Below are 26,387 nucleotides of genomic sequence, written 5' to 3'. Positions count from 1 at the left end.
GGGCCGGTGGTGCAGTATGAGCCAAATGCAACGAGGACTGGTTCACGCGGCGGCCTGGACGCTGGCGACCGGCGCCGCGGTCACCCTGTCGTGGTTCGGTGTGCACACCGTGCTGTCCGGCACGGCGTACGACGCCCCCCGCGCGCTGCCCCTTTCCGACCAGGTGGCCTCCTCGGGGGCGGACGGCGGCGCGACGCCGCGGGTCTCCTCGACCCACCGCCCCAAACCGTCCGCCTCGGCGGGACGCGGCCCCGCACCCGCCGACGGCAAGTCGTCGAAACCGGCCACGCCCTCGCCCACCGGCGCGACCCGGCCGGGCCGGTCCGCCGTACCGCCGGGCGGTTCCGGGTATCCGTCCCGCGGCGAGATCAAGAGCTACTCCACGGCGGGCGGCCGGGTCGTCTTCAGCGTGGCCGGCTCCTCGGCCGAGTTGGTGTCGGCGACCCCGAACTCGGGCTGGGAGATGCAGGTCTGGAAGCAGCAGCAGTGGATCCGCGTCGACTTCACGGGCGCCGGCGCGCATACGTCGGTGTTCTGCACCTGGAACGGGCATCCGCCGGCGGTGCAGATCAGCAACCAGGCGACCTGAGCCGGGCCGGCGCCGGTGCGCCGGGTCAGTCGAAGGTCCTCGCCGGCGGGGCCGGGGACGCGACGGCCGTGGCGTCGGTGACCGGGGCCGCGCCGCCGGTGAAGTCCGCCAGCGCGCGGCCGTGTTCGACCCGCCCGGACTGGGGGTCGGTTGCCGCGCGGCGGGTCAGTTCGGCGAGCGGGAGCGCGGTGTCGCAGGCCAGCAGGACGGCGTTGCCGAAGCGCTTGCCGCGCAGTACGGCCGGGTCGGCGGTCAGGCAGAGTTCGGTGAACGCGGCGGCGACGGTGGCTATCTGACCGCGCAGAAAACGCAGCGGCGGCCCGTCCGCGAGGTTGGCCGCGTAGTACCCGCCGGGCCGCAGCGCCCGGCGGACCTCGGCCACGAACTCGGTGCTGGTCAGATGCGCGGGCGTGCGTGCCCGGCCGAAGACATCGGCGATGATCAGGTCGGCCCAGCCGTCGGGGATCTTCGCCAGGCCCGCGCGGGCGTCGCCACCGCGCACCCGGATCCGCCAGCCGCTGTCCCACGGCAGCTGCCGGCGGACGAACTGGACCAGTGGCGCGTCGATCTCCACCACCTGCTGGGTGGAGCGGGGCCGGGTCGCGGCTATGTAGCGGGCCAGGGTCAGCGCGCCCCCACCGAGGTGGACGACGCGCAGCGGGGCGCCGGGCGGCCCGGCGAGATCGGCGATGTGCCCGAGCCGGCGCTGGTAGGGGAAGTCGAGGAAGGCCGGGTCGTCGAGGTCGACATGCGACTGCGGGGCGCCGTCGAGCAGCAGCGTCCAGCCGCGCGGCCGGTCCCGGTCGGGCCGCAGCTCCGCGAGCCCGCCGTCCACCGGTTCCGTGACCGGCTCCGCTCCGCCGCGCCCGCGCCTGCTCCTTGCCATGCCCTCCAGTATGACTGTCGTCCCGCATGCCCTACCCCCTGGTCAGGGCGGTGCGGCGGTACGGGGACGGCAGAGCGGCGGACCCCCCGCGACCGCGAGGCCGGGCGGTCCGCCGAATGCACTACTTGCCTCCGATGCTGCCGTTGACGCAGCGGTTCCCGAACGCCGGGTTCAGCAGCGCAAGGATGTTGAGGCTGTTGCCGCAGGCGTTGATCGGGATGTTGATCGGTACCTGGATCACGTTGCCGCTCAGGAAGCCCGGGGAACCCTTGGCGTAGCCCTTGGCCACGGCGACGTTCCCAGCACGGTGGTGGCCGTGGTGGTGCTTGCGCTTCTTGTGGCCGCCGTAGCTCTGCTGGATGTACTGAACGTCACCGGCACGCTCGTGACCACCCTGCTGGGGGACACCGCCACCGGCAGACGCGATGCCTGCGCCACTGACCACCAGGGCGCAGCCGGCCGCAGCCGTCGCGACGGACTGGACGAACCGCTTCATCCCATTCTCCTTTCAGTTCGCGAATGGGGCACCCGGTCACAACGAGCCGAATGAAGCAGGGATGCGGGCATTCCCCCTTACGGGAAATCATTGGTCCTTCTGGCAGTAATCATTAGCCCTTCTGGCAGCAAGCCGCCCCGCCGGCGAAATCCGCCATTGTGCCGATCGGGATCCCCGCGGGGTATCCGGCGTGCCTGTCGCGGTTTCCAACATGATTTCTGTCAGAGTGCTCTCCTGTTTGACTGATAGAAGTCGGAGAGGACGACATGCGGAAGTCGATGGACCGCACCGGGCGCGGCGTGTGCGCGCTGGCTTCCTTGGCATTGTCGGCCGCCCCGGCTTCGGCGGCCGCGCCGGCTCCCGGGGAATCCGCCCGCATTCCCTTCGCCGAACGGTTCCATGCGACCCAGCACGGCGGTATCGCACGCGCCGCCAACTCCGCGGTCACCTGCGGCGGGACGGACCGCCGCGCGGCGGCGGCCTGCGCGGCCGAACGGCAGGGCGGCGCCGGCGGCCACCACCGGCTGGCGTACGTCGACGTCGACTCCGACCGCGGCACCGCCAACTCCAGCGCGGCGGACCTGCGGCTCCCGGCCGGCTCCCGGGTCAGCTACGCCCGGCTGTACTGGGGCGGCAACCTGCGGGCCGGCGGGCGCAAGGCGGCCGAGGACAACGGCCGGGTGCTGATCGCCGGGCCCGGCGGCCGCTACCAGGAGGTGCGCGCCGACTCCGTGACCGGCCGCCGCACCGCACTCGCCGCCGCCGACGGCTTCCAGGCGTCCGCGGACGTCACCGATCTGGTGCGCAGGAGCGGTCCGGGCGGCTACACGGTGGGCCGGATCAACGTCGCGACGGGCCGGTCCACGGCCGGCGCCTGGGGCGGCTGGACGCTGGTGGTCGCGTACGAGAACGCCGAACTGCCGCTGCGCAGCATCGCGTTGTGGGACGGCTTCGAGCCGCTGGGTGCGCAGGGCCGCACGCTGTCGGTGCGGCCGGCGGGGCTGCGGATCCCGGCGAACGCGGGCGGCCGGCTGGGGACGGTGGCCTACGGCGCGAAGCGGGGCGTGGGAACGGACGGACTCAGCGTCCAAAGCGGGCGGCGCCGCCCGTACGCGCTGGGGGACACCGCCAATCCGGCGAATGATGTGATGAATTCGACGATCACCGATTTCGGCCGGGAGACCGCCCGGAAACCCGCCTACCGCAATACCTTCGGAATCGATTCCGATGTATTCGACCTGAAGCCCGCACTGCGGTACGGCGGCGATCGGCTCACTTTCCGCTTCACCACGCGCGATCCCGGATATCTGCTCGGCGCGTTCTTCTTCCAGGCCGACGCCGAGCACTGAGCCACGCGCCCCGGAATTGTCCGCGAAGACCGCCGAAAGACCCGCAGTCCGTAGAGAGTCCGCTGAGAGTTCTGTCAGCTCGGAGTCAGGGGAGCAGTGCGTGCCGGCCCAAGACGTGCCGTGGCGGGAGAGGCCCGCGGTGCTCCACAGGTACCGCCGGCTGCCCGGGGCGCCGTGCCCGAAGCGCGGGAGGCGGATCGGGCGATGACGACGGAGAGCACCGACGCACCCCGTTCCGCCCGGGTCCGGCCCCCGTCGGCGGTGCCCCGCCCGCCGGCCGTCGCGGTCGGTCCGCCGCGCGGGCCGGGCCGGGCGACCCTGCCGCCGCCCCGGCCCGGCCGCGGCCTGCTGCGGCGCACCGTCGCCCCGCTGATGGCCGCCGACTGCCTGGCCGCCGCGGGCGCCGCGCTCCTCGTCCTCGGCCCCGACGCGCCGCCGGCGCTGCCCGCCGCCGCGCTGCTGGGACTGCTGCTGCTCCACACCCGGGCCGGGCTCTACCGTCCCGGCCCCGCGCCGACCGCGCTGGGCGATCTGCCGGCGCTGCTGGGCCGGGGCGCCGTCTGCTGGTGCGCGACGGCCGCGGTGCTCGCCGCCGTACGCCCCGACCGGGCGCTGTCGCCCGCGCTGCTGGTGCTCGCCGTGTCCGCGCACGGCGTGCTGGTGTGCGGCGGCCGGGCCGCGGTCTACCGGGCGCGCCGCAACCTCGCCCGCCGCCGGCCGCGCGCCGCGCTGATCGTCGGCGCCGACCCGGCCGCCCGGCAGCTGGCCGCGGTGCTCGCCGCCCACCCCGAGTACGGGATGCGCCCGGTGGGCGTGGTCCCGCCGGCGCCGGTGCCGCCCGGCCCCCCCGAGGACGCCGCGAGCCGGACCGCGCCGCCGCGGCTCCGCTCCCCCCAGGACATCGCCCGGGCCGTCGTCCAGCACACCGTGCGGGATGTGGTGTTCACCCTGCCGCCGTACGCCGACGCGCACACCGCCGCGCTGCTGCGCAGCTTCGTCGACCAGGGTTCGGCGATCTGGCTGGCCGGCGCCGCGGCCGCCCGCGAGGGCCGGCCGCCCCATCGGGAGACCGAGAACCTGTGGGGCTTCGCCTGCCGGCCGCTGGACACCGCCCCGCCCCGGCACGGCAGTTGGGGCAAGCGGGCGCTGGACCTCTCGCTGGCCGCGCCCGCGCTGGCGGCCCTGGCGCCGGTGCTGCTGGGCTGCGCGCTGGCGCTACGGCTCGCCGACGGGCCCGGTGTGCTCCTGCGGCAGGAGTGCACCGGCCGCGGCGGCGACACCTTCACCCGGCTGACGTTCCGCACCCTGCGCCGCGGCGACGGGCACGGGGCGACGGCACCCCCTTACGCGGCGGACGACGCCCCGGCGAGCCGGGTCGGGCGGCTGCTGCGGCGCACCTCGCTGGACGCGCTGCCGCAGCTGTGGAACGTCCTGCGCGGCGAGATGAGCCTGGTCGGGCCGAGCCCGGAGCCGCCCTGCCGGGTCCGGCGGTCGACCCGGCACTGCCCGGAGTACGCCGCCCGGCACCGGATGCCGGCGGGCATCACCGGACTCGCCCGGGTCCACGGGCTCGGCCGGGACGCCTCGGCCGAGGACCGGGCCCGGTTCGACAACCTCTACATCGACAGCTGGTCGCTGTGGCAGGACATCCGGATCCTGCTGCGCACCGCGGCCTCGCTGCTCCGGCTGGAGGGCAGATGAGCGCGGGCGCGGCGGCGGGCGGCCGGCTCGCCGCACGGCCCACCGACGCGACCACCACTCCGGCCGCTACCCCCACCCCTGGAGGCACCCGGTGAAGGTTCTGCATGTCATCACGGGCCTCGACATGGGCGGCGCCGAGCAGCAGTTGCGGCTGCTGCTGCGCCGGCTGCCCGCCCAGTGCGAGGTCGTCACCCTGACCGGTCCGGGGCCGGTCGCCGACGGCATCGAGGCGGACGGCACCCCCGTCACCCACCTCGGCATGACCGGCGACCGCGATCTGACCGTGCTCCCCCGCCTGGCCGCGCTGATCCGCGCCGGCGGCTACGACCTGGTGCACACCCACCTCTACCGGGCGTGTGTCTACGGCCGGATCGCCGCCCGGCTGGCCGGTGTACGGGCGGTGGTCGCAACGGAGCACTCCCTGGGCGACGCGGTCATCGAGGGCCGCCGGCTGACCCGCGGCGTCCGCGCGCTCTACCGGGCCACCGAGCGGCTGGGCGCGGCGACGGTCGCCGTCTCGGACACGGTCGCCGCCCGGCTGCTGCGCTGGGGCGTGCCCGAGCGGCGCATCCACGTGGTGCACAGCGGCATCGAGGCGCACCGCTTCGGCTTCGACCCGGCCGCCCGCGCCCTGGTCCGCACCCGGCTCGGGCTGCCGCTGGACGCCTTCGTGGTCGGCGGCGCCGGCCGGCTGGTGCCCGGCAAGCGGTTCGACGTCCTGGTCCGGGCGGTGACCCAACTCCCGGGCGTCCACCTGCTGCTGGCGGGCGAGGGACCGGAGCGGGAGACGCTGCGGCGGACGGCGGAGCAGTTCGGGTCGGGGGATCGCATTCACCTGCTGGGCGCCATTGGTGACGCGACGAGCGTCCAAGCGGCGCCACCACGCGCCGTTGGTGACGCAGAGCGCGTCCCAGCAGCGCCACCAGGCGCCGTCGGTGACGCGACGAGCGTCCAAGCGGCGCCACCGAGCGCCATGGGTTACGCGGCGGGCGTCCGGGCCGCCGCGCCGGGCGCCGTGCCCGGCGGCCGGCCCGACATCCCCGGTCTGCTCTCCGCCCTCGACGTCTTCGTCTCGCCGTCCCCGGACGAGGCGTTCGGGCTGGCCGTCCTGGAAGCGCTGGCGTCCGGGCTGCATGTGCTCTACGGCAGCTGCCCGGCGGTCGAGGACCTGCCCGCGGACCAGGCGCCCGGCGCCCGGCGCTTCAGCCCCGGCGTCCACGAACTGGGCACCGCGCTCAGGGAGTTGCGGCGCCACGAACCGGGCCGGCTGCCGGTACCGCCGGTGGTGCGGCGCTATGACATCGCGCGCAGCGCCGAGGCGCTGATGAGCGTGTACGAGCAGGCGGTGGCCACCGCCGCCGCGCCCCGGTGGCGCCGCCCCGTGCCGGCCCCCGCGCCGCCGGCCCACCCCTCCGCGGTCGTCCCGCTGCCGGACCCGTCCCGGTCGCCCGCCCCGTCCCCGCTCTCGAACAGGTAGGTGGCGCCACGGCGAGCCGTCCGCACCGTTGAGTCCGCACCGATGAGTCCGACCGATGAGAAAGCGCAGGCAGCATCCATGTACGACCTCGTGGTGGTGGGCGCCGGCCCCTACGGACTCTCGATCGCCGCGCACGCGGCGGCGGCCGGGCTGCGGCTGCGGGTCCTGGGCCGGCCGATGGCCTCGTGGTGCGAGCACATGCCCGACGGCATGCTGCTCAAGTCCGAGCCCTGGTCCTCCAGCCTCTCCGCCCCGTCCGGCCGCCACAACCTGTCCGAGTACTGCGCCGTCCACGGCCTGACCGCCGAGCACGGCGTCCCGCTGACCCTGGAGACCTACCTCGCCTACGGCAGGTGGTTCGGCGAGCGGGCGGTGCCGCAGGTCGAGGAGGTCGCCGTCACCGCCGTACGCCCCGACGGCGAGGACGGCTTCCAGGTCGAGACCGACACCGGCGAGCTGATCGCGGCGCGGACCGTCGCGCTCGCCGTCGGCATGGTGCCGTTCGCCCACCGCCCCTGGTCACTGCTCGAACTGCCCCCGGAACTCGCCTCGCACAGCAGCGACCACCGCGATCTGCGCCGCTTCGCCGGCCGGGACGTCGCGGTGATCGGCTCCGGGCAGTCCGCGCTGGAGACCGCGGCCCTGCTGGCCGAACAGGGCGCCCGGCCCACGCTGGTGGCCCGCGCGGACCGGCTGAACTGGAACAGCCCGCCGCAGCCGCTGGACCGCGGCCTGCTGCGCGCGCTGCGCGATCCGCGCTCCGGACTCGGCACCGGCTGGCCCAACTGGGTGTGGGCGCGGCTGCCGTGGGCGGTGCGCCGGCTGCCCGCGGCGAGCCGGGTCCGGATCGCCGAGACCGGGCCGGCCCCGGCCGGCGCCTGGTGGCTGCGGGGGCGCTTCGAGCCCGCGGTGCCCGCCCGGCTCGGCCACCGGGTCCGGGCCGCGGTCCCGCACGGCGACGGGGTGCGGCTCCATCTCACCCATACGGATGGCGGCTCGGAGACCGTCGACGCCCACCATGTGGTCTCGGCGACCGGATTCACCCCCGACCTCCGGCGGCTGCGCCTGCTCCACCCCCGGGTGCGCACCACCCTGCGGACCGTGGCCGGCAGCCGCGCGCCCGAGCTGAGCTCCGGCTTCGAATCGTCCTGGCCCGGGCTGTTCTTCGCGGGGCTGCTCAGCGCCCCGTCGTTCGGCCCGTCGATGCACCTCGTGCACGGGGCGGGCTTCACCGCGGCGCGGCTGCTGCGCGGTGTACAGCGGCGACTGGGCGACCGGCGGGGCGCCCCCACCATCCCGCGCCCGGCACGGGACGGTGCTCCGGCCGCCGCGAGCGGCCCGGCCCCGGAGGCGGCGGCCGGCGAGCCCGCGCACTGACCCGGCCAGCGGGCCCGGCCCAGCGGCCCGGCCCGCCACCGGCCCGGCGCTCACTGGCAGCGGTCGCAGGCCTCGATCGTGCGCGCCGCCTCGCCGAGCGCCGCGCGCAGCACGGCCGGGTCGGTGGCGGCGGCGCCCGCGCCCTCCGGTGACACCAGCCAGCCGGTGCCGGTCACCGGCGGCTGCGCCGCGCCGCCCTCAGCGGCCGGTACGCCGGCCCGCCCGTAGGTCTGGGTGCACGCGCTGCCCGGCACGTCCCAGCCGTCGGCCGTGCCCGCGGGCACCAGGAAGCCGAGGGTGTCGCAGGCGCCGTCGTGCAGTACGGGGCCGACGCCGTCGCGCAGCCGGAGGATGTCGACGGCCTCCAGCCCCTGCCGGGCGGGCACCGTGACGAGGTCACAGGGCTGGACCGGTACGGCGGCCGTGCCGCCGGGGACGACCTGCTTGCGCCGGCCCCGGACCTGGCCCGCGGACCCGTTGCCGCCCCTGCTCACGCCGGTCTCCCACACGGAGAACCCCTCCTCCTGCACGCGCCGCACCCTTTACACCGAGTTCAACGGACGGGCACGTCAACAGCTACGGCGGCGTAACGCTGCAAAGGATGGCAGTTCATGGCAGATCACGCGCGAGATATCCGATTTGTAGCCAAAGTGTGTGTATCGGCGCCCTGCCAGCCGGTACGGTCGTCCCGCCGCACCGCCAGGAGGCGGCATCGCCACAAGATGGCACGGAGAGGGTCCGCCATGGCGTCGCCAGCAACACGTTCAGCGTCGTCCCGCACCGTACCCGCTCGCCCGAACACCGCATTCCGGCAGCTGCGCGGCCGGCTGTCACCAGGCGAGTTCGCGGCGGCGGTCCGACGGGCCGCCCGTGAGATCGGTGAGCAGGTCTCGTGCGACGCCCGCTATGTGGGCCGCGTCGAGTCCGGGGAGATCCGGTGTCCGAACTACGCCTACGAGCGGGTGTTTCGGCACATGTTCCCCGGGCTGACGCTGCCCGACATGGGTTTCGCGCCTCGCGAGGCGGTACGCGGACGGGGGGCGCGTACGGCGGCGGTCAGCGCCGTGCCCCTGGCAACCGACACCGACCACCGCGATACCTGTATCCAGATCTGCGAGGAGAGCGACGTGCTGCGTCGCGCGTTCATCACCGGCGGCCCGGCGGCAGCCCTGGGCTTCGCCGCCCTGCACCCCGTCGAAGCCGCTGCCACCGCCGCGTCCGCCCATGTACCGCCGCCGCGCACCCCGGTCGGCGGCCGGGCCGGCGCGGCCGAGGCCACCGCCGTCGAGCAGGCCGTGCGCCACATCCGGCTGCTGGACGACCGGCACGGCGCGGAGGGCATCTACCGCCGCGCCACCCAGCCGCTGCGCGCCGCCTACGAGTTGCTGGACGCAGACGTCCAGCACCGCAAGGTGTCCGACCGGCTGCACTCCGGGGCGGGCGAACTCGCCATCACCGTCGGCTGGTTGGCGCACGACTCGGGCCGTTTCGACGACGCCCGCTCACACTACGCGGAGGCCCTGGCCACCGCCCGGGTCTGCGGCGACGCCGCCCTGGAGGCGCACGCCTTCTGCAACACGGCCTTCCTCGCCCGGGACGCCGGCCGGCCGCGCGAGGCGGTGCGCGCCGCGCAGGCCGCACAGCAGGCCGCCAAGCGGCTGGCCTCGCCGCGGCTGCTGTCCCTGCTGGCGCTGCGGGAGGCGGGCGGCTGGGCGGGGCTGGCCGACCGCGCCGGCTGCGAGCAGGCGCTAGGCCGGGCGGAGCGGCTGTTCGCGGCCGGGCAGCGGGACGGCGACCCGGAGTGGATGACGTTCTACGGCGAGGCGGAACTGGCGGGCCTGGAGGCGCAGTGCTGGTCGGCGCTGGGCGACGCGCAGCGCGCGGCGGAGTACGCGCAGCGCGCGGTCGCCCTGCAGGATCCGCACTTCACCCGCAACATCGCCCTGTTCACCGCGGAGCTGGCGGGCGACCTCGCCGACAGCGGGGCGCCCGAGGAGGCCGCCGCGGCCGGTACCCGGGTGCTGGCGCTGCTGGAGCAGGTCCACTCGGCGCGGATCCGTACGATGCTCGACCGCACGGCCCGTACGCTGCGGCCGCACCGCGGGATCGCGCCGGTCGCCGCGTTCCTGGAGTGGCACGCGGCCTCGGTCGCGGCCTCCGCGGGCGGCTGACCGGCGGCGGGGCCGCTCAGCCCAGGTGTCCGGTGTCGTTCCAGCGCTCGATCGCCGGCTCCCCGTAGGCCCAGCCGAGCACCGACAGGGACGTCGGCTCCAGCCGGATGCGGGCGGCGAAGGAGATGTCCAGGCCCAGCCAGCGGGCGCCCAGGACGCGCAGGATGTGGCCGTGCGCGAAGACCAGCACGTCGCGGTCGGCCGACCGCGCCCAGTCGACGACCTCGTCCGCCCGCGCGGACACCTCGGCGAGCGTCTCGCCCTCGGGGACCCCGTCGCGCCAGATCAGCCAGCCCGGCCGCCGGGCCTTGATCTCGTGCGGGGTCAGGCCCTCGTACGCGCCGTAGTCGAACTCCATCAGCGCGTCCCACTCCTGCGCCCGGTCGCCGAAGCCGGCCAGCTCGCAGGTCTCCTTCGCGCGCACCAGGGGGCTGGTGCGGACCTCGACGCCCGGCAGGCCGTCCCAGGGGGCGTGGTGCAGCCGCTCGCCCAGGAGCTTGGCGCCGCGCCGCCCCTCGTCCAGCAGCGGGATGTCCGTACGGCCGGTGTGCCTGCCGGAAAGGGACCACTCGGTCTGCCCGTGCCTGGCCAGGAATATGCGCGCTGCCATGGTCGTACCTCTCGCCGATCGCTCGGCTGGTCGTTGCTCGGTGCGGGCAACGTTGACCGCGGGACTCCCATTCTCGCGCACGGGGGCGTTTTGTCCGCGGGCGGGGAGGGGCCGGATCGCGGACGGGCCGGTGGGGTGTCAGTGCGGGATGCGAGACTTCGGCGGGTGAACACCTTCCGCGACAGCCGACCCGCGTCGGCCGCCCCTGGAGCGGGGCGGCAGGCGCCGGCGCCGGGCCCGCGGCCGGCGGCGCCCCCACCCGGCGTGGGCCGGGCCAGGCTCACCGAGCTGCGCGGCCCCGGCGTACGCCCCCGCTCGCTGGACGCCCGCGCGCTCGCCGCGCTGGCCGCCAACCCGGGCTGCCGGCGCCGCGCGCTGCTGGACGGCGCGGGCATCGACAAGGGTGCGCTGGCCCAGGCGCTGGGCTCGCCCGCGACGCACGGCCAGTCCCAGTTCGCGCTCATCCGGGGCAACGCGTTCGAGGCCCGGGTGAAGGCCGACGGCGGCACGGAGCTGCTGCGGCTGCTGCACGAGCGGCTCGCGCCCGGTACCCCGCCGCCCGGGCCCGAGGAGATCGCCGCCCCCGATCTGTCCGCGGCCGGGCCCGAGGGTCGGGCGGCGCGTACGGCGCTGGCGCTGCGCGAGGCGACCGCGGCCGGCGGCTGGGCGCTGCTGGACCACCCGATGCTGGTCCTGGAGGTGGCCGGCTCGCCGGCCTATGTGGAGCCGGACGCGGTGGTGGTGCATCCGGACGGCGGCTGGACGGTCGTCGAGATCAAGTCCTTCCCGATGATCGACGGTTCGGCCGACGCCGCCAAGGTGGGGGCCGCGGCCCGCCAGGCGGCGGTCTATGTGCTCGCCCTGGAACAGGTCGCCGGGCATGCCGCCGCGCATACGGGCCGCGCGGTGCGGGTGAGCGACCGGGTGCTGCTGGTGTGCCCGAAGGACTTCTCCAACCTCCCCGCGGCCGCCGCCGTCGACGTCCGCAAGCAGCTGGCCACGACCCGGCGGCAGCTGACCCGCCTCACCCGGGTCGAGGAGATCGCCGCGTCCCTCCCGCAGGGCACGACGTTCGACCTCCGGCTCGCGGACGACGGCCGGACCCCGACCCGCCCGCCCGAGGAACTGGCCGAGGCCGTGGAGGCGGTCGGCGCGGCCTACGCCCCCGAGTGCCTGGCCGCCTGCGAGCTGGCCTTCCACTGCCGCAAGCGGTCGCGCCAGGAGGGCGCGGTGGAGGCCCTGGGGCGCGGCGTACGGGGCGAGCTGGGCGGGCTGGGCACGGTCGAGGAGGTGCTGGCCGCGGCCGCCACGACGGACCCCGGCGCCTCGGACGACCCGGCGGTCCTCGCCCTGCGCCGGGCGGCCGCACTGCGCGCCCAGGCGCTGGCCGGCGCGGCTTCGCGGGCATCGGAGCCGGTATGTCGATGATCGAGACGCTGGCCCGGATGGAGGCGGTGGCGGCCGGCCGCGCCCAGCCGCGGTGCACGGTCCGCCACCGCCATCTGTCCGAACGGCCGCTGGTCCTCGTCCCGTTGACGACCGCCGGCGAGGCCGGCGCTCCCCTGGGCGCGCTGGTCGGCACGGACCGCGACAAGCCCGCGCTGCTGGTCGTCCCGCAGCCGCGCGACCGCGATCTGCGCTTCGCGTTCCTGGCCGAGCTGGCCGATGCGATGCTGCCCTACGTGGACGGCTTCGCGGACGCCGTCGAGTGGGAGGAGCGCAAGGAGACCGACCCGGAGACCGGCAAGAAGGTCCCGGTGCAGGTCGAACTGTGCGCGGACGCACCGCAGTTGATCGTTCCGAGCGCCGCCGGCATCGACTACGTCCGGCTGCTGGGCCGTTCGATGCGCTTTCGGCGGACGGCCGAGCAGGAGCCGGAGGCGCCGTATCCCGCGCCGCCGCACGTCCCGTTGCTGGGCCGCTGGCTGACGCACTTCGGCGAGCGGGCCAGGGTCCCCGGATCCGGCCTCCTGCAGTCCATGACGGGCCTGCTGACCCGCCATTGGGTGAGCGGCCAGAGCGCGCTGGAGGACCAGCATCTGGGCGCGCTGCTCTCCTGGATCGACCCTCCGCACGGCATGTCGGGCCAGGAGGCGGCCGAGCGCGCGGAGTCGGCGCGGGACGCGGACGGGCAGCTGCTGTGCCCGCCGGCCGGCCCGGCCACGGACCCGGCGTTCGACAACCGGCTGCTCGCCCCCGCGACGGCCCGTTACGACGCCGGGCTGCCGGGCGCCGAGGACGCGCTCCGGGCCCTGGTGGCAAGCCAGTTGCGGCCGGCCTGGGACGCCGTGTGGCACGGTGTCGACCTGCTGCGCGCGCTCCCGGAGGGCGCCCGTGTCGCCGACCGCTGGAAGCGCGACCGCTGGTCGTACACGGCGCACCGCGACCGGGTGCGCGCCGGGGAGCCGCCGCAGCCCAAGCGGGACGACGCGGTCACCGCCGCGCAGAAGCTGTCCGCGCGGGAGACCGCGCAGGCTCAACTGGACGCCCAGGAAGCCCTGGACGACCCGCTGGTGATGGCGGGGCGCCGGCTGGCCGGCGAGGCGTTCGAGGGCACGGTCACCGCGGTCGAGATGGCGATGTCGGAGGGCCGGCGCCCGATGCCGCGCCCGCTGGTCACCCTGGAGACGGCCGACCTCCCGCAGCTGTCCCGGGGCACCAGGCTCCACCGCGCCCTGGCGGACGGAAGGACCCAGCCCGCCGAGTTCGTGGCGTATGCGGACTGCGGGCCGGGCAGGCTGGTGGTGCGGCTGACGGGCGGCATGGGGCGCGGCAGGACACCGGAGCCCGGTTCCCTACCGGAGCCGGACGACACGGTGTGCTGGACGCTGTTCGAACACGCCCCGCGCGGCGGCCCGGAGCTGCCGGACCCCGAGGACACGCCCTGGACGCACGGCGGCCCGCCACCCGCCGCCGGGGACGCGCCGAACGAGACCCCCGACCCCGTGACACCGGAGGACTTCCTGTGATGCGCGCCCGCTGCTGGACCGACCCGGAGCACACCGCCGTATGACGGCCGGCCAGGACCCTTCCGCCACCGCCCGGTCCGCCTTCGACCCCGGCGCCGCGGCCGCCGCGGCCACCGACGCGATCCTGCACGACACGCTGCACGGCCCCGGACGCGGCGTGGTCGTCGACTCCCCTCCCGGTGCCGGGAAGTCCACCCTGGTGGTCCGCGCGGCCCGCGAACTGGCCGCCGCCGGGCGCCCGCTGATGGTCGTGGCGCAGACCAACGCCCAGGTCGACGACCTGGTCCTGCGACTGGCCGCCAAGGACCCCGAGCTGCCGGTCGGCCGGCTGCACAGCAGCGAGCCCGGCGCGTTCGACCCGGCGCTGGCCGAGCTGCCGGCGGTCCGTACGTCCGCGAAGGTCGCCGATCTGGCCGGGATGGACATCGTCGTCTCGACGGCCGCGAAGTGGGCCTACACCAAGGTCGCCGAGCCCTGGCGGCACGCCATCGTGGACGAGGCCTACCAGATGCGGTCGGACGCGCTGCTGAGCGTGGCCGGGCTCTTCGAGCGGGCGCTGTTCGTCGGCGACCCCGGGCAGCTGGACCCCTTCAGCGTCGTGGGGGCCGAGCAGTGGGCCGGGCTCGCCTACGACCCCTCGTCCAGCGCGGTCGCCACCCTCCTGGCCCACAACCCCGGCCTGCCACAGCACCGCCTGCCCGTCTCCTGGCGCCTGCCCGCCTCGGCCGCGCCACTGGTCTCCGCCGCGTTCTACCCCTACACCCCGTTCCGCAGCGGCACCGGCCACGGCGACCGCCGGCTGGCGTTCGGCGTGCCGGGCGACGGCTCGGGCGTGGACCGCGTCCTGGACGAGGCCGCCGAGTCCGGCTGGGGCCTGCTGGAGCTGCCCGCCCGCCATACGCCGCGCACGGACCCCGAGGCGGTGCGTGCGGTGGCCCTGGTGGTGCGCCGGCTGCTGGACCGCGGCGGCGCGGCGACCAGCGAGCTCTCGGCCGATCCGGCGCCGCTCACGGCGGACCGGATCGCGGTCGGCACCGCGCACCGCGACCAGGCCGCGGCCGTCCGCGCCGCGCTCGCGGGCCTGGGCGTCGCCGAGGTCACGGTGGACACCGCCAACCGCCTCCAGGGCCGCGAATTCGACGTCACGGTCGTCCTCCATCCGCTCTCCGGCCGCCCCGACGCCACCGCCTTCCATCTGGAGACCGGCCGGCTGTGCGTGCTCGCCTCGCGGCACCGCCACGCCTGCATCGTCGTCTGCCGCGCCGGCGTCACCGACCTCCTGGACGAGCACCCCTCGACCGAGCCGGTCAGCCTGGGCGTCACGGTCAAGTTCCCGGACGGCTGGGAGGCCCACCACTCCGTGCTGGCACATCTGGACGAACATCGCGTCGCCTGGCGTCCTTAGGGCCTGTCCGATGGGTCGGGCCCCAGGGGCCCACGGCTTCCGGCCCCCTTGCGCGGGGCGGGACAATGGAATGCGGCACACGATCTGGAGGTAGGTACATGTCCGAGCCGCGACCGGCTCCCGACCCACGTGGTACGGCGCCGGGGCCCCGGCGCATGAGGCCCGCGCAACTGCTCTTCGAGCCCCCGGAGGCCACCGCCGACCCCGAGCACTTCTTCGATCTGGAGTCGATGGAGGACCCGCGCGAGCTGCTCAGCCGCGCCACGGAGCTGACCCTGGCCTTCCGCGCCGCGGCCGACCGCGCCACGGAGTTCCAGGCGCTGGCCGCCGCCCAGCTGTCCGACCCCAGCAGGTTCGACCGGCTGCCGCTGGCCGTGCTGGCCGAGCAGGCGGAGTGGACCGAGGACTACGCCCGCAAGATGGTCGAGTTCGGCCGCAGCCTGATGCGCAGCGGCAGCACCCTGCCGGGCGACATGGCCTGAGCACACCAGGTCGCGCCGGACGGCGCGCACACCCTCCCACCCCTCTGTGCGGCTCATGGTCCGTGACCATGAGCCGCTGGCATATGCGAGGGGGCAAGATACCCGGTCGCGTACCGCCCCGTCCTGATTTCCGCCAATCAGCCAAGGCCGTACGCGTCGTATCGGTAGACCTGTCCCCATGAGTGAGCGCAGGGAGCGAATCGTGAAAAGGTGCGCGCGTCGCGAATGCGAGGCCGAGCGAAGCGAGGTTTCGGCATGAGTGACTGGCTGCCCGAGACTCCCCGCACCCTGGACTTCCCCACCACCGCATACGTCACGCTCGCGGGCGCCGAGTGGCTCGCCTCCGCCAGCCCCCGTCCGGACGAGATGCACGCGCTGTGGGCGCTGCAGCCGACCGCGCCCAGCGCGCTGCCGTGCGGCACCGCCTTCGACGTGATCAACGCTCCGGCGCTCTTCGGGCGGCGCATGGTGGACCGCTTATGGTCCGACGGCCCCGGCTCGGGGCCGGTCGCGGCGCACCGCGGCCGGATCCTGCTCTTCGCCGCGCCCGGCACGGCCCAGCGGCTGCCCGCCCTGCTCGTCTGGGAGGAGTGGTCCGCCGCCGTCCCGCCGCTGCTGTGCCACGGCAGCGGCGACGCGGTGACCATCCCGCCGCTGCACCCCCGCACCGGCCCGGCCGGCGTTCCGCAGGACCCCGCCGGCCCCGCCGCCTCCCGCTGGCTGGTCGCCCCCGACACCCGCGATCCCTGGCTCCCCGGGCCCGACGTCCTGCTGTGGGCCTGTGTCCGCGCCGCCCGCGCGACCGCCGGGGCGGAGCGGGAAGCCGCAGCTCAGCACCCCGTTTCGGCCCTGATGCCGGGCTGAGGGAAACCGATTTTTGTCCTCCCCGACCATGATGCTAATGTTTTCCCCGTCAGCAGGCGCCGCTAGCTCAGTTGGTTAGAGCAGCTGACTCTTAATCAGCGGGTCCGGGGTTCGAGTCCCTGGCGGCGCACAGACAGTCGAAGGCCCTCACTCCGGTGGGGGCCTTCGTCGTGTGCCGGCACGCCGCCTGGTGCGCCACCGCTCGTGCGCCACCACCGCGGGCCTCAGCCGCGCCCGATCTTGACCGCCCAGTCCCCGTCGCTCGACCGCCCCGCGACCTGGATGCGCACGCCGTCCTCGGCGGCGTCCATGCTCTCCCCCACGCCCAGCGGCGCGTCCGCGAGCGGCGGGTAGACGGACGTGCCCCAGCAGGCGGAGGTGCCGGGGTGCCCGTCGAGGACCTGGACGGGCCCCGCCCCGGAGGGGGTCTCGCTGCGCACGCGGTAGACCAGGACGCCCTCGGTGCACACGCCGCGGTCGTTGCCCACGGCACCGCGTGCCTCGATCACCAGCGCGCTGTCCTCCCCCGTACGCACCACCAGCAGCCGCGGCCGGCGCTGGCTGCGGGGCTCCCTGGGGGCGGACAGGGTCCGCAGCGAATGCATGGTGGGGCCGGCGAGACCGGCGCAGTCGACCTGGTTGTCGGCGATCCAGCCGAGCTTCCACTTGTGCCAGGCGAAGGGGTCGGGGGCCAGCCCGAACTGGCTGCCCATGAGGTCCCAGTCACCCACATAGGTGTCCCAGTCACCCTTGCCGTCCCGCGGACGGTGGTAAAGGTCCGGCAGGTCGAAGACGTGACCGGTCTCGTGGGCGAGGACATTGCGGTCCGGCGGGCTCTGCTCGAAGACGGTGACGAATCGATGCAGGTCACGGTCGTCGGCATGCATCGGCTGATCGAGGTTGACGACCTTGGTGGCGTCCGAATCGACGCCGGGAGCGTCCGGATCGGCGACGAAATAGACCATGTCGTAGCGGCTGAAGTCCACCGACGGATCCGCGGCGGCGACCGCGTCGCGCAGATAGGACGCGCGCCGGGCGGAGTCCCAGTCGCGCCGTATCCCGTACGCGTCCGACGAGCGCGGCATCTTCACCCAGGCGGGGTGCACATGCGCGCGCAGCCGGAACTTCCCGTAGGAGGCGCGCGCGAAGAAGGCGGAGGTGGCGGGGAAGTAGTCGCGCGAGAGCGCCCGCGGGGCGGCGGCGGGCCGGGAGTCCGGGAAGGAGAGGTAGATCATGACGGCGCTGAGCGGGCGGTCCGGGCGCGTGTAGGAGCCGTTCCAGCTGTCCACGCCCTCGGAGTGGTGCGCGTCGGAGCGGCCCAGCGCACACGCCAGGGCGGCCTCGGAGGCGGTGGCGGGTCCGGCGACGACGGAGGTGGCGATCAGTGCGCTCAAGGACGTGATGACGGCCGCCACGCGCCGCAGGCGGTGGTCCGCCCCGTCGGGCGTCAGGGCGCGCGGCACATATACCTCCAGGGACGGATTCGGAGACCTCATCTACCCTGTCGGGATTTAAAGCTATTCGTCCTGTTTCGGAGGACCAGACGAGTGACCGGCGCGTCCCCACCGTCTCGTAACGGAAAGTCACAAACGACCAAGGGGGCAATCAGTACGAACAGAGCCGAGCAGAAATGGCTGAAGTTCCGTCATGGGTGCCGACGATCACGGCTGCGTCGCTGGCTCGGCTGTTGTGCCAGCCTCTATGATCGCCACACTTTCCAGCGCGAGAAGCACCCTCCATACGAGACAAGCGCCATGCGGGAGCGAGCAGTGAGCGGACACCCCGACGGCCCGGGCCGCACACCCGGAGCGACACTGCCCTCAGTGACGGAACGTAACGGCACGACCAAAGAATCCGCCGACGCCCGGCGCACCCCCACCGGCTGCTGCGACGACACCGCCGCCTCGCTCGGCGACTATCGCGCCGCCTTCCACGCCGGACGCCTGGCGATGGCCGTCCTCAACCGCGACGGGCTGGTCCTCGCGGCCAACCCCGCCTTCGGCGAGCTGGTCGGCACCGACCCGGACCAGCTGGTCGCCGCCACCGCGGCGGACCTCACCGACCTCGGCGCCGACCCTCGGGTGTGGACCGCCTACCGCGAGGTACTGTGCGGCCGCAGCAAACGGCTGCGCTGCACCCGCCGCCTCAAACACCCCGAGGGGCACTCGGTCTGGGTGGAGGTGACCGTCGAGCCGCTCACCCCGGAGCCGCTCAGCGGCGAGGAGCGGATGCTGCTGTCGGTGGCCGACATCAGCGACCGGCACGACCTGCTGGCCCGTCTGCGGCATCTGCAGATGCACGACCCGGTGACCCGCCTGCCCAACCGTGCGCTGTTCTTCGAGCGGCTCTCCACGGCGCTGGAGACGGCGTCCTTCGAGCCGACCGGCACCGGCCGGATCGGGCTGTGCTACCTCGACCTGGACGGCTTCAAGGCCGTCAACGACACCCTCGGGCACCGCGTCGGCGACCGGCTGCTGAGCGCGGTGGCGCAGCGGCTGACGCGCTGCGCGCAGAGCGCGGTGGAGCGCGCGACGGGGCGCGGCGAGCATCTGGTGGCGCGGCTCGGCGGTGACGAGTTCGCTCTTTTGGTGGAGGACTCCACCGGCACCGACCAGCTGGCCGAGCTCGCCCAGTGCGTGCTCGACGCGCTGCAGCGCCCGTTCGATCTGGCCGGGCAGCGGCTGTCGGTGTCGGCGAGCATCGGCGTCGTGGAGCGGGCCGCCACCGGCACCACCGCGACCGGTCTGATGCAGGCCGCGGACACCACGCTGTACTGGGCCAAGGAGGACGGCAAGGCCCGCTGGACGCTCTTCGACCCGGAGCGCAACGCACACCGGATGACGCGCCAGGCGCTCTCCAGCACGCTCCGCCCGGCCGTCGACCGCGGCGAGTTCACCCTGGAGTACCAACCGCTCGTCGGCCTCGGTGACGGCCGGGCACAGGGCGTGGAGGCCCTGGTGCGCTGGCGGCATCCGCAGTTCGGGACGCTGTCGCCGAATCGGTTCATCGCACTGGCGGAGGAGAACGGCGCGATCGTCGAGCTGGGCCGGTGGGTCCTGGAGCGGGCCTGCCATCAGGCGCGCGCCTGGCAGCTGGCGCACCCCGGCGGCCAGCCGCTCTTCGTCAGCGTCAATGTGGCCGTGCGTCAGGTGTGGGACTCCGACCTGGTCGCGGACGTGGCCGGGATCCTCGCCGAGACCGGGCTGCCGCCGGAGCTGCTGCAGCTGGAGCTGACCGAGTCGGCGGTCATGGGCTCGGCCGGCCGGCCGCTCCAGGCCCTGCAGGCCCTGAGCGACATGGGCGTGCGCATCGCCATCGACGACTTCGGCACCGGCTACTCCAACCTCGCCTACCTCAGCCGCCTCCCGGTCTCCGTACTGAAGCTGGACGGCTCCTTCGTCCACGGCTTCCGCTCCCAGGAGCACCCCAATCCGGCGGACGAGATGATCGTCGAGGCGCTGGTGGCGCTGGCGCACCGCCTGGGCCTGACGGTCACCGCCGAGTGCGTGGAGAGCGCCGAGCAGGCCGAGCGCCTCCGGCGGATCGGCTGCGACACCGGCCAGGGCTGGCTGTACTCCAGGCCGGTGGCCCCGGAACGGGTCGCGGCGCTCTTCATCTAGGGACACCACGCCTAGGGCCTGTCCGACGGGTCGGGGCGCGGGCCCGGCCATGACCCGTCGGACAGCCCTTGGGGCGGCTATATGCCGTAGGCGTCCGCGATCAGCTCGTACGAGCGCAGGCGCGCCTCGCCGCTGTGGACGTTGGCCGTGATCATCAGCTCGTCGGCGCCGGTGCGCTTGGCGAGGTCGTCCAGGCCCTGGCGGACCGCGTCGGGGGTGCCGTGGACGACGTTGCCGAGCCAGCTGTCGACGAAGCCGCGCTCCAACTCGTTGAAGCGGTAGGCCTCGGCCTCCTCCGGGCTGGGGACCAGGCCGGGGCGGCCGGTGCGCAGCCGGACCATGGCCAGGGCGCCGGTCATCACCTGGCGGCGGGCCTCGCGCTCCTCCTCGGCGGCCAGCGCCCCGACCCCGATCAGGGCGTACGGCTCGGCGAGCACCTCCGAGGGGCGGAAGGCGGCGCGGTAGAGGTCGAGCGCGGGGACGGTGTTGGCCGCGGAGAAGTGGTGCGCGAAGGCGAACGGCAGACCGAGGGTGCCGGCGAGCCGGGCGCTGAAGCCGGAGGAGCCCAGCAGCCACACCGGCGGCCGGTGGGGGGACTGCACGCCGCCGGGCGAGGTGGCCTGGACCGGGCCGGGGACCGCGTGGATCTTGGCGTACGGGTGCCCGTCGGGGAAGGAGCCGTCCAGGAAGCGGGTCAACTCGGCCAGCTGCTGCGGAAATTCATCGGCGCCCTCGTGCAGGCGCTCGGTCCGGCGGAGCGCGGCGGCGGTGGCGCCGTCGGTGCCCGGAGCGCGGCCCAGGCCCAGATCGACCCGGCCGGGGGCCATCGCCTCCAGTGTGCCGAACTGCTCGGCGATGACCAGCGGGGCGTGGTTGGGCAGCATGACGCCGCCGGAGCCGAGCCGGATCCGCCGGGTGTGCGCGGCGAGATGGGCGAGCAGCACCGCGGGGGAGGAGGAGGCGACGCCGGGCATGGAGTGGTGCTCGGCGACCCAGTAGCGGTGGAAGCCGCGGCGTTCGGCCGTACGGGCGAGGTCGACGGCGGTGCGCACCGCGCCGGATGCGGTGGCGCCCGCGCCCACCGTCACCAGGTCGAGCACCGACAGCGGGACCGGGGCGCTGCCCTGGGCACTGCCCCGTATCCCGTCGCCGCCGTCGCGGCCCGCCTCGCGGCCGGCCCGGGTCTCGTCGTCTTCGCCGCTCACAGTGCGGGTCCTCCTCGCTTGGCGCTGGGTCTGCGAGGTCGACAACCGGAGAGGATCTCCACTTATTCCCGGCCGGTTGTTCCCGGCCGGTGCGGCGCGGTCCGCTACGGGCGGGGGGTCGGCGAGAACAGCGCCCCCAGTCGCGGGCAGGAGATCGTCCGGTCCAGCAGCCGCAGCCCCTCCCAGGCCGTCACCTGATTGGCGGTGAGCACCGGCTTGCCCAGTGCCGCTTCGAGGGCGGGCAGATGCGCGGCGGTGTGCAGGGCGGTGTCGGGCAGCAGCACGGCCTCGGCGTCCGGGTGGTCGCCGGCGCGGGCGAGCGCGAGCACCTCCTCGCGGCCCCAGGTGCCGACCTCGGCGGCGGTGATGATGCCGCTGCCGCGGGTGGCGACGACCTCCGCACCGGCGGACTTCAGAAACGACCGGAAGTGCTCGGCCACGTCCTCCGGGTACGTCGCGGCGATCGCCACCCGGTGGACGCCGAGCGCCCGGACGGCGTGCGCGAAGGCGAAGGACGTACTGGAGGCGGGCAGGCCGGCGGTGGCGGACAGCTCCCTGACCTGAACGCGCGCGCCCTCCCAGCCGAAGACGAAGCTGGCGCTCGTACAAGCCCAGACGACGGCCTGGGCGCCGCGCTCCTTGAGTTCCGCCACGCCGGCCGCCAGCCGGGCGGCGGAGCCCATCTCCAGCAGCGCGTCGACCCGGTGGGCGTCCTCGCCGATGTCGGTGTGCACGAGCGGCAGGCGGACCGCGCCGCCCAGGATCTCCTCCAGCCGGGGGTAGTCGTCCTCGGCGGAGTGGCCGGGGTAGAGGAAGCCGACCGATGCCATTCAGGTCTCCCTTGCGTGTGCGGCTGCGGGTGCCGTGGTGTTCAGGGTGCGGGTGCGCTCGCGGGGGGTGCGGTGAGCTGTCGGGCAGGAGCGCTGCCGGCGGCACGCGCGGCGCCGGCAGCGCCCGGGACCGGGGCCGGGACCGTCAAACCGGGGGCAGCGGACCGGAATCCTCGGGTGGGTAGGGCGACGGATCGACACCGTCCACCGGCTCCCCCTCCGGGGGCGCGGGGGGTCCGGCGAAGGCCGCCTCGGGGGTCGCCCGCGGTGCGCCGGCTCCCGGTCCTTGCGGCACCACCGGCTCCGACCCGCTCATCGCGGCCGGGCCGCGGCGCGCCACCGGATCGAGCAGCGCCTGGTACGGGCCCACCGCCGGTACGCCGATGGCACGCAGCGCGGCCCACATCGTCACCTGATTGGCGGACAGCACCGGCATCCGCAGCTCGGCCTCCAGCTGCGGGATGACGTCGTAGGTCGGCAGGTTCGTACAGCTGATGAAGAGCGCGTCGGCGGCGCCGATCACGGCCGCGCGGGCCATGTCGACGACGTCGCGGTAGGGCACCTTCCAGATGTGCCGGGTCAGTCCGAGGTAGGCGCGGCCGGTGACCGTGATGCCCGCCTCGCCGAGATAGTCCTCCAGGGAGTCGGTGACCGATTTGGTGTAGGGCGTGACCACCGCGATGCGCCGCGCGCCGATCTCGCGCAGCGCCTCGATCAGTGCGCCCGAGGTGGTGAGGGAGGGAACCTCCCCCGCCTGGGCCATGGCAGCGCACATGGCCCGCTCGCCCGCGACCCCGCCGACGAAGCTGCCGGAGGTGCAGGCATAGCAGATGACCTGCGGTGATACCGCGCACAGCGCCTGGACGGCGGCGTCCAGTGTTTCGTGCTCGCTGACCAGACGGGCCAGGTCGAGGCTGACCTCGACGGGCACGAACGGAGTTCGGGTGAGGTGGAGGGACACGTCGTCGGGAACCCAGCGCCACAGCTCGCGGTCGAGCGCGAAGTCAAAAGGGGCGACAACGCCCACACCGAGCTGAGGCTGGGGACCACCCAGAAAGGAGACGTCCATTGAAGGCCCCTAGAAAACGAAGGGCTGACGGCCAGGCCAGTGGCCGGGGGAAGGGTGTGCAGCCGGATCAAGCCGGGACGTCGGGACAGATGCCGTTGTTGACACGGTAGATACGACTTCTTAGCGTGGTCAATCCTCGCATCTCAGGCATCTGTCGGCGCCCCTTTTCAGTGAAAGGGGCTCACGTTTCAGAACGGTTTCTGGCCTATGTCCGAAAGCACCGGAAGCACGGTCCTCGTCCTGGGGTCCGATCCGCCGCCGAAGCTCGACCGGCTGACCGGCCGGGCCCGGGTGATCTTCGCGGACGAGACCTCGCTGGCGGAGCTACTGCCCACCGCCGACGTGCTGTTGGCCTGGGACTTCACCTCCGACGCGATCCGCGAGGCCTGGCCCCGCGAGGGCCCCAGACCGCGGTGGGTGCACACCGCGAGCGCGGGCGTGGACCGGCTGCTGTGCCCCGCCCTGATCGCCGACGACACGATCGTGACCAACGCCCGCGGCGTCTTCGAGCAGCCCATCGCCGAGTACGTCGCCGGCCTGGTGATCGCCATGGCCAAGGACTTCTACGGAAGTTGGGAGCTGCAGCGGCAGCGGCGCTGGCAGCACCGCGAGACGCTGCGGCTGGGCGGCACCCGCGCGGTCGTGGTGGGCTCCGGGCCGATCGGCCGCGCCATCGGCACCACCCTCCTGGCACTGGGTGTCAAGGTCGATCTGGTCGGCCGGCGGGAGCGGAGCGACGACCCGCAATTCGGCCTCGTACACCCGAGTGACGCGCTGAACGACCTGCTGCCCCGGGCGGATTGGGTGGTCTGCGCGGCACCCCTGACGGACGCCACCCGCGGCCTGTTCGACCGGGCGGCGTTCGCGCGGATGCCGGAGCGGGCGCGGTTCATCAACGTCGGGCGCGGCCCGCTGGTCGTCGAGGACGACCTGGTCGCGGCGCTGCGCGGGTGGCGGATCGCGGCGGCGGCGCTGGACGTCTTCGAGCACGAGCCGCTGACGGCGGACAGCCCGCTGTGGGACGTGCCGCATCTGATCATCTCGCCCCACATGAGCGGCGACACGTTGGGCTGGCGCGATGCGCTGGCCGAGCAGTTCCAGGACAACTTCGACCAGTGGTCGGCCGGCGAGCCGCTGCACAACGTCGTCGACAAGCGGCTCGGGTACGTACCGGTGCAGTGACGGCGCGGACCGCCGGGCCGCGGCGCGGCGCGGCGCCCCCACCCACCGCCCCGCCCCGGGGCGGCCGACGCGCGGAGGACGCATGACCACCGAACCGACTCACCTCGCCGACCTGACCGCCACCCGACTGACGGCCGGGTACGCCGCCGGCGAGTTCTCCCCCGTCGAGGCCGCCCGCGCGGTCCTGGAACGCGCCGAGGCCGCGCAGGCCGCCACGAACTGCTTCACCCGGATCGACGCGGACGAGGCGCTGGCGGGCGCCAAGGAGTCGGCGGAGCGCTGGCGGGCCGGTGAGCCGGCCGGTCCGGTGGACGGGGTGCCGGTCACCGTCAAGGACATCCTGCTGACGCGGGGCGCGCCGACGCTGCGCGGTTCGCGGACGGTGCGGGCCGAGGGGCCGTGGGAGGAGGACGCGCCGTCGGTGGCCCGGCTGCGGGAGTCCGGTGCGGTGTTCGTCGGCAAGACCACCACCCCGGAGTTCGGCTGGAAGGGGGTCACCGACAGCCCGCGGCACGGGGTGACCGGCAATCCCTACGCCCCGCAGCGCACCGCGGGCGGCTCCAGCGGCGGCAGCGCGGCGGCGGTGGCGCTGGGCGCCGGGCCGCTGAGCCTGGGCACGGACGGCGGCGGCTCGGTGCGCATCCCGGCGTCCTTCTGCGGGATCTTCGCGCTCAAGGCGACCTACGGGCGGGTGCCGCACTATCCGGCGAGCCCGTTCGGAACGCTGGCGCACGTCGGCCCGATGACCCGCGACGCGGCGGACGCGGCGCTGATGATGGATGTGATCACCGGCCCGGACTGGCGGGACTGGTCGCAGCTCGGGCCGGCCGCCGGCTCGTTCCGGGACGCGCTGGCCGGTCCGGTCTGCGGGCTGCGGGTGGCCTACAGCCCGTCGCTCGGCTGGGACGTGGCCGTCGCTCCGGAGGTCGCCGCGGCGGTGCGGGACGCCGTCGAGACGCTCGCCGGGCTCGGCGCGTCCGTCGAGGAGATCGACCCGGGCATCGCGGACCCGGTGGAGGCGTTCCACACACTGTGGTTCAGCGGGGCGGCGCGGGTGGTGCAGCACCTGGACGACGCGGACCGCGCGCTGCTCGACCCGGGGCTGCGGGAGATCTGCGAGCAGGGTGCCCGCTACAGCGCGCTGGACTATCTGGCCGCGGTCGACACGCGGATGGCGCTCGGCCAGGCGATGGGGCGCTTCCACAGCGCCTACGACCTGCTGGTGACCCCGACCGAACCGATCACCGCCTTCGAGGCCGGCGCGGAAGTGCCGTCCGGATCCGGCCACACCCGCTGGACGGGCTGGACGCCGTTCACCTACCCCTTCAACCTCACCCAGCAGCCGGCCGCGTCGCTGCCCTGCGGGGTGGACGGCGACGGGCTGCCGATCGGCGTCCAGCTGGTCGGTGCGCGGCACGCGGACGCGCTGGTGCTGCGCGCCGCGCACGCCCTCTACGAGGCGGGGGTGGCACAGATCCCGGCGCCTAGGCCCGCCGGAAGTTGAGGGTCTCCCCCAGTGCGCCGGCCCGCCACAGGTCCTGGCAGGCGTCGGCCATCCGGCCCAGGCCGTCGACGACGCTGCCCCACACGATGCCGGGCACCCAGCCCGCGTCACCGTTGATCAGCAGGTTGTTGCGCTCGTAGAAGAGCGCGAGATCGACGACGGTGGCGCGGCCCTGGTGCTCGGCCTGGCTCTCGTAGCCGTAGGACGCGGTGCCCAGTTGGGTGTCGCTGAAGGTGAAATAGCACAGGTCGCCGGGGATCGGGGTGATCGTGGGGTTCTCCAGCGGCGGCTCCTCGGGCGCGAACGGCGCCAGCAGGGCGTAGATCTCGTTGCGGGCGTACTTCGCGTGGTAGACGTCGCCGCCGAGCGGGAGGGCGTCCCATACGGCGTTGCAGGTGATCGGCGCGCGGTCGTCGAGCAACTTCGCCGTGCAGCGCACGCCGCGCTTGTCCAGCGAGACTTCGATGAAGCGATCGGTCATGCTTCGGATCGTAGGGGGCAATCCCGGCGTACGGAACGGCATGGAACAGTACGGCACGACTCCCAACCGCTTGTATCAAGGGCCGGAAACGATCGGCATACTCGCCAGGCGTTCGGGTAG

At 74.5% G+C, this 26,387-nt stretch carries 23 protein-coding genes and 1 tRNA gene; 15 read left to right on the top strand and 9 right to left on the bottom strand.

Annotated elements, in window-relative coordinates; translation table 11 throughout:
* Positions 1-25: 25 nt before the first annotated feature.
* The gene (locus AC0680_RS24280; protein ID WP_478632275.1) at positions 26-589 is read left to right on the top strand and encodes a hypothetical protein; all 564 of its coding nucleotides are present in this window, start codon (positions 26-28) and stop codon (positions 587-589) included.
* 25 nt (positions 590-614) lie between these two features.
* On the opposite strand, the gene AC0680_RS24275 is transcribed toward AC0680_RS24280, so the two are convergent.
* Together AC0680_RS24275 and AC0680_RS24270 are read right to left on the bottom strand one after the other, a co-directional pair.
* Complete coding sequence (locus tag AC0680_RS24275) at positions 615-1,475, bottom strand: spermidine synthase (protein ID WP_478632272.1); 861 nt, start codon at positions 1,473-1,475, stop codon at positions 615-617.
* Positions 1,476-1,596: 121 nt separating this feature from the next.
* The gene (locus AC0680_RS24270; RefSeq protein ID WP_478632269.1) at positions 1,597-1,971 is read right to left on the bottom strand and encodes a chaplin; all 375 of its coding nucleotides are present in this window, start codon (positions 1,969-1,971) and stop codon (positions 1,597-1,599) included.
* Between the two features lie 266 nt (positions 1,972-2,237).
* Between AC0680_RS24270 and AC0680_RS24265 the strand changes: the two genes are divergently transcribed.
* The 4 genes from AC0680_RS24265 to AC0680_RS24250 all read left to right on the top strand — a co-directional run bounded on the left by AC0680_RS24265 (position 2,238) and on the right by AC0680_RS24250 (position 7,875).
* Complete coding sequence (locus tag AC0680_RS24265) at positions 2,238-3,320, top strand: hypothetical protein (RefSeq protein WP_478632267.1); 1,083 nt, start codon at positions 2,238-2,240, stop codon at positions 3,318-3,320.
* Positions 3,321-3,524: 204 nt separating this feature from the next.
* A complete protein-coding gene (locus tag AC0680_RS24260) occupies positions 3,525-5,021 on the top strand; it encodes a sugar transferase (protein WP_478632265.1) in 1,497 nt (498 codons plus the stop codon).
* A gap of 91 nt (positions 5,022-5,112) precedes the next feature.
* Positions 5,113-6,498 carry a glycosyltransferase gene (locus AC0680_RS24255; protein WP_478632263.1) on the top strand — a complete coding sequence of 462 codons (1,386 nt, stop codon included), beginning with the start codon at positions 5,113-5,115 and terminating at the stop codon, positions 6,496-6,498.
* Between the two features lie 78 nt (positions 6,499-6,576).
* A complete protein-coding gene (locus AC0680_RS24250) occupies positions 6,577-7,875 on the top strand; it encodes an NAD(P)-binding domain-containing protein (RefSeq protein ID WP_478632330.1) in 1,299 nt (432 codons plus the stop codon).
* Positions 7,876-7,925: 50 nt separating this feature from the next.
* Here the strand turns inward: AC0680_RS24250 and AC0680_RS24245 are convergent, their stop codons facing one another.
* Complete coding sequence (locus tag AC0680_RS24245) at positions 7,926-8,405, bottom strand: hypothetical protein (RefSeq protein WP_478632261.1); 480 nt, start codon at positions 8,403-8,405, stop codon at positions 7,926-7,928.
* Positions 8,406-8,618: 213 nt separating this feature from the next.
* Between AC0680_RS24245 and AC0680_RS24240 the strand changes: the two genes are divergently transcribed.
* Positions 8,619-10,046, top strand: a complete 1,428-nt coding sequence (locus tag AC0680_RS24240; protein WP_478632259.1) for a tetratricopeptide repeat protein — start codon at positions 8,619-8,621, stop codon at positions 10,044-10,046.
* A 16-nt stretch (positions 10,047-10,062) separates the two neighbouring features.
* On the opposite strand, the gene AC0680_RS24235 is transcribed toward AC0680_RS24240, so the two are convergent.
* A complete protein-coding gene (locus tag AC0680_RS24235) occupies positions 10,063-10,656 on the bottom strand; it encodes a histidine phosphatase family protein (protein ID WP_478632256.1) in 594 nt (197 codons plus the stop codon).
* A 165-nt stretch (positions 10,657-10,821) separates the two neighbouring features.
* Here AC0680_RS24235 and AC0680_RS24230 point away from each other — a divergent pair, with 165 nt between their 5' ends.
* The 6 genes from AC0680_RS24230 (at position 10,822) to AC0680_RS24205 (ending at position 16,506) form a co-directional block, all read left to right on the top strand.
* Positions 10,822-12,084, top strand: coding sequence for a hypothetical protein (locus tag AC0680_RS24230; protein WP_478632254.1), 1,263 nt, complete (start codon positions 10,822-10,824; stop codon positions 12,082-12,084).
* Positions 12,075-13,625 (top strand): hypothetical protein, encoded by a 1,551-nt coding sequence (locus tag AC0680_RS24225; protein ID WP_478632252.1) that lies wholly within the window; start codon positions 12,075-12,077, stop codon positions 13,623-13,625. Before AC0680_RS24230 ends, AC0680_RS24225 begins: the two co-directional genes overlap by 10 nt.
* Positions 13,626-13,665: 40 nt before the next feature.
* Positions 13,666-15,030, top strand: coding sequence for an AAA domain-containing protein (locus AC0680_RS24220; RefSeq protein ID WP_478632250.1), 1,365 nt, complete (start codon positions 13,666-13,668; stop codon positions 15,028-15,030).
* A 155-nt stretch (positions 15,031-15,185) separates the two neighbouring features.
* On the top strand, positions 15,186-15,512 hold the full coding sequence (locus AC0680_RS24215) for a hypothetical protein (RefSeq protein ID WP_478632247.1): 327 nt from the start codon (positions 15,186-15,188) through the stop codon (positions 15,510-15,512).
* Positions 15,513-15,767: 255 nt separating this feature from the next.
* Positions 15,768-16,376, top strand: a complete 609-nt coding sequence (locus tag AC0680_RS24210; protein ID WP_478632245.1) for a bifunctional DNA primase/polymerase — start codon at positions 15,768-15,770, stop codon at positions 16,374-16,376.
* A gap of 56 nt (positions 16,377-16,432) precedes the next feature.
* Positions 16,433-16,506, top strand: a tRNA-Lys gene (locus AC0680_RS24205).
* A gap of 94 nt (positions 16,507-16,600) precedes the next feature.
* On the opposite strand, the gene AC0680_RS24200 is transcribed toward AC0680_RS24205, so the two are convergent.
* The gene (locus AC0680_RS24200) at positions 16,601-17,839 is read right to left on the bottom strand and encodes a M6 family metalloprotease domain-containing protein (RefSeq protein WP_478632243.1); all 1,239 of its coding nucleotides are present in this window, start codon (positions 17,837-17,839) and stop codon (positions 16,601-16,603) included.
* A 360-nt stretch (positions 17,840-18,199) separates the two neighbouring features.
* On the opposite strand from AC0680_RS24200, the gene AC0680_RS24195 reads away from it, so the two are divergent.
* On the top strand, positions 18,200-19,996 hold the full coding sequence (locus AC0680_RS24195) for a putative bifunctional diguanylate cyclase/phosphodiesterase (protein WP_478632240.1): 1,797 nt from the start codon (positions 18,200-18,202) through the stop codon (positions 19,994-19,996).
* Between the two features lie 77 nt (positions 19,997-20,073).
* Here AC0680_RS24195 and AC0680_RS24190 read toward each other — a convergent pair whose 3' ends face one another.
* From AC0680_RS24190 to AC0680_RS24180, 3 genes are all read right to left on the bottom strand, one after another.
* On the bottom strand, positions 20,074-21,201 hold the full coding sequence (locus AC0680_RS24190; RefSeq protein WP_478632237.1) for an LLM class flavin-dependent oxidoreductase: 1,128 nt from the start codon (positions 21,199-21,201) through the stop codon (positions 20,074-20,076).
* 104 nt (positions 21,202-21,305) lie between these two features.
* The gene (locus AC0680_RS24185; protein ID WP_478632234.1) at positions 21,306-22,031 is read right to left on the bottom strand and encodes a maleate cis-trans isomerase family protein; all 726 of its coding nucleotides are present in this window, start codon (positions 22,029-22,031) and stop codon (positions 21,306-21,308) included.
* Between the two features lie 145 nt (positions 22,032-22,176).
* On the bottom strand, positions 22,177-23,100 hold the full coding sequence (locus AC0680_RS24180) for a maleate cis-trans isomerase family protein (RefSeq protein WP_478632232.1): 924 nt from the start codon (positions 23,098-23,100) through the stop codon (positions 22,177-22,179).
* 207 nt (positions 23,101-23,307) lie between these two features.
* On the opposite strand from AC0680_RS24180, the gene AC0680_RS24175 reads away from it, so the two are divergent.
* Both AC0680_RS24175 and AC0680_RS24170 read left to right on the top strand, forming a co-directional pair.
* Complete coding sequence (locus tag AC0680_RS24175; protein WP_478632231.1) at positions 23,308-24,282, top strand: D-2-hydroxyacid dehydrogenase; 975 nt, start codon at positions 23,308-23,310, stop codon at positions 24,280-24,282.
* A gap of 82 nt (positions 24,283-24,364) precedes the next feature.
* Positions 24,365-25,786: an amidase gene (locus tag AC0680_RS24170; RefSeq protein ID WP_478632229.1), complete on the top strand. Its 1,422-nt coding sequence runs from the start codon at positions 24,365-24,367 to the stop codon at positions 25,784-25,786.
* On the opposite strand, the gene AC0680_RS24165 is transcribed toward AC0680_RS24170, so the two are convergent.
* Entirely contained in the window at positions 25,767-26,267 is a 501-nt protein-coding gene (locus AC0680_RS24165) for a DUF3830 family protein (protein WP_478632227.1), read from the bottom strand. The genes AC0680_RS24170 and AC0680_RS24165 overlap by 20 nt on opposite strands.
* Positions 26,268-26,387: the final 120 nt, after the last annotated feature.

The sequence above is a fragment of the Streptomyces sp. NPDC043738 genome (assembly GCF_056436545.1).
Note: the sequence above shows the minus strand (reverse complement) of the source record. Positions and strands in the feature narration are given on the sequence as shown.

What these genes read in the sequence shown, in the direction of transcription:
- AC0680_RS24215 (WP_478632247.1), top strand. Translation starts at nt 15,186, where the DNA reads ATGAGGCCCGCGCAACTGCTCTTCGAGCCCCCGGAGGCCACCGCCGAC.
- AC0680_RS24260 (WP_478632265.1), top strand. Translation starts at nt 3,525, where the DNA reads ATGACGACGGAGAGCACCGACGCACCCCGTTCCGCCCGGGTCCGGCCC.
- AC0680_RS24165 (WP_478632227.1), bottom strand. Translation starts at nt 26,267, where the DNA reads ATGACCGATCGCTTCATCGAAGTCTCGCTGGACAAGCGCGGCGTGCGC.
- AC0680_RS24170 (WP_478632229.1), top strand. Translation starts at nt 24,365, where the DNA reads ATGACCACCGAACCGACTCACCTCGCCGACCTGACCGCCACCCGACTG.
- AC0680_RS24275 (WP_478632272.1), bottom strand. Translation starts at nt 1,475, where the DNA reads ATGGCAAGGAGCAGGCGCGGGCGCGGCGGAGCGGAGCCGGTCACGGAA.
- AC0680_RS24280 (WP_478632275.1), top strand. Translation starts at nt 26, where the DNA reads ATGCAACGAGGACTGGTTCACGCGGCGGCCTGGACGCTGGCGACCGGC.
- AC0680_RS24225 (WP_478632252.1), top strand. Translation starts at nt 12,075, where the DNA reads ATGTCGATGATCGAGACGCTGGCCCGGATGGAGGCGGTGGCGGCCGGC.
- AC0680_RS24235 (WP_478632256.1), bottom strand. Translation starts at nt 10,656, where the DNA reads ATGGCAGCGCGCATATTCCTGGCCAGGCACGGGCAGACCGAGTGGTCC.
- AC0680_RS24240 (WP_478632259.1), top strand. Translation starts at nt 8,619, where the DNA reads ATGGCGTCGCCAGCAACACGTTCAGCGTCGTCCCGCACCGTACCCGCT.
- AC0680_RS24210 (WP_478632245.1), top strand. Translation starts at nt 15,768, where the DNA reads ATGAGTGACTGGCTGCCCGAGACTCCCCGCACCCTGGACTTCCCCACC.
- AC0680_RS24270 (WP_478632269.1), bottom strand. Translation starts at nt 1,971, where the DNA reads ATGAAGCGGTTCGTCCAGTCCGTCGCGACGGCTGCGGCCGGCTGCGCC.
- AC0680_RS24220 (WP_478632250.1), top strand. Translation starts at nt 13,666, where the DNA reads ATGACGGCCGGCCAGGACCCTTCCGCCACCGCCCGGTCCGCCTTCGAC.
- AC0680_RS24175 (WP_478632231.1), top strand. Translation starts at nt 23,308, where the DNA reads ATGTCCGAAAGCACCGGAAGCACGGTCCTCGTCCTGGGGTCCGATCCG.
- AC0680_RS24250 (WP_478632330.1), top strand. Translation starts at nt 6,577, where the DNA reads ATGTACGACCTCGTGGTGGTGGGCGCCGGCCCCTACGGACTCTCGATC.
- AC0680_RS24180 (WP_478632232.1), bottom strand. Translation starts at nt 23,100, where the DNA reads ATGGACGTCTCCTTTCTGGGTGGTCCCCAGCCTCAGCTCGGTGTGGGC.
- AC0680_RS24185 (WP_478632234.1), bottom strand. Translation starts at nt 22,031, where the DNA reads ATGGCATCGGTCGGCTTCCTCTACCCCGGCCACTCCGCCGAGGACGAC.
- AC0680_RS24265 (WP_478632267.1), top strand. Translation starts at nt 2,238, where the DNA reads ATGCGGAAGTCGATGGACCGCACCGGGCGCGGCGTGTGCGCGCTGGCT.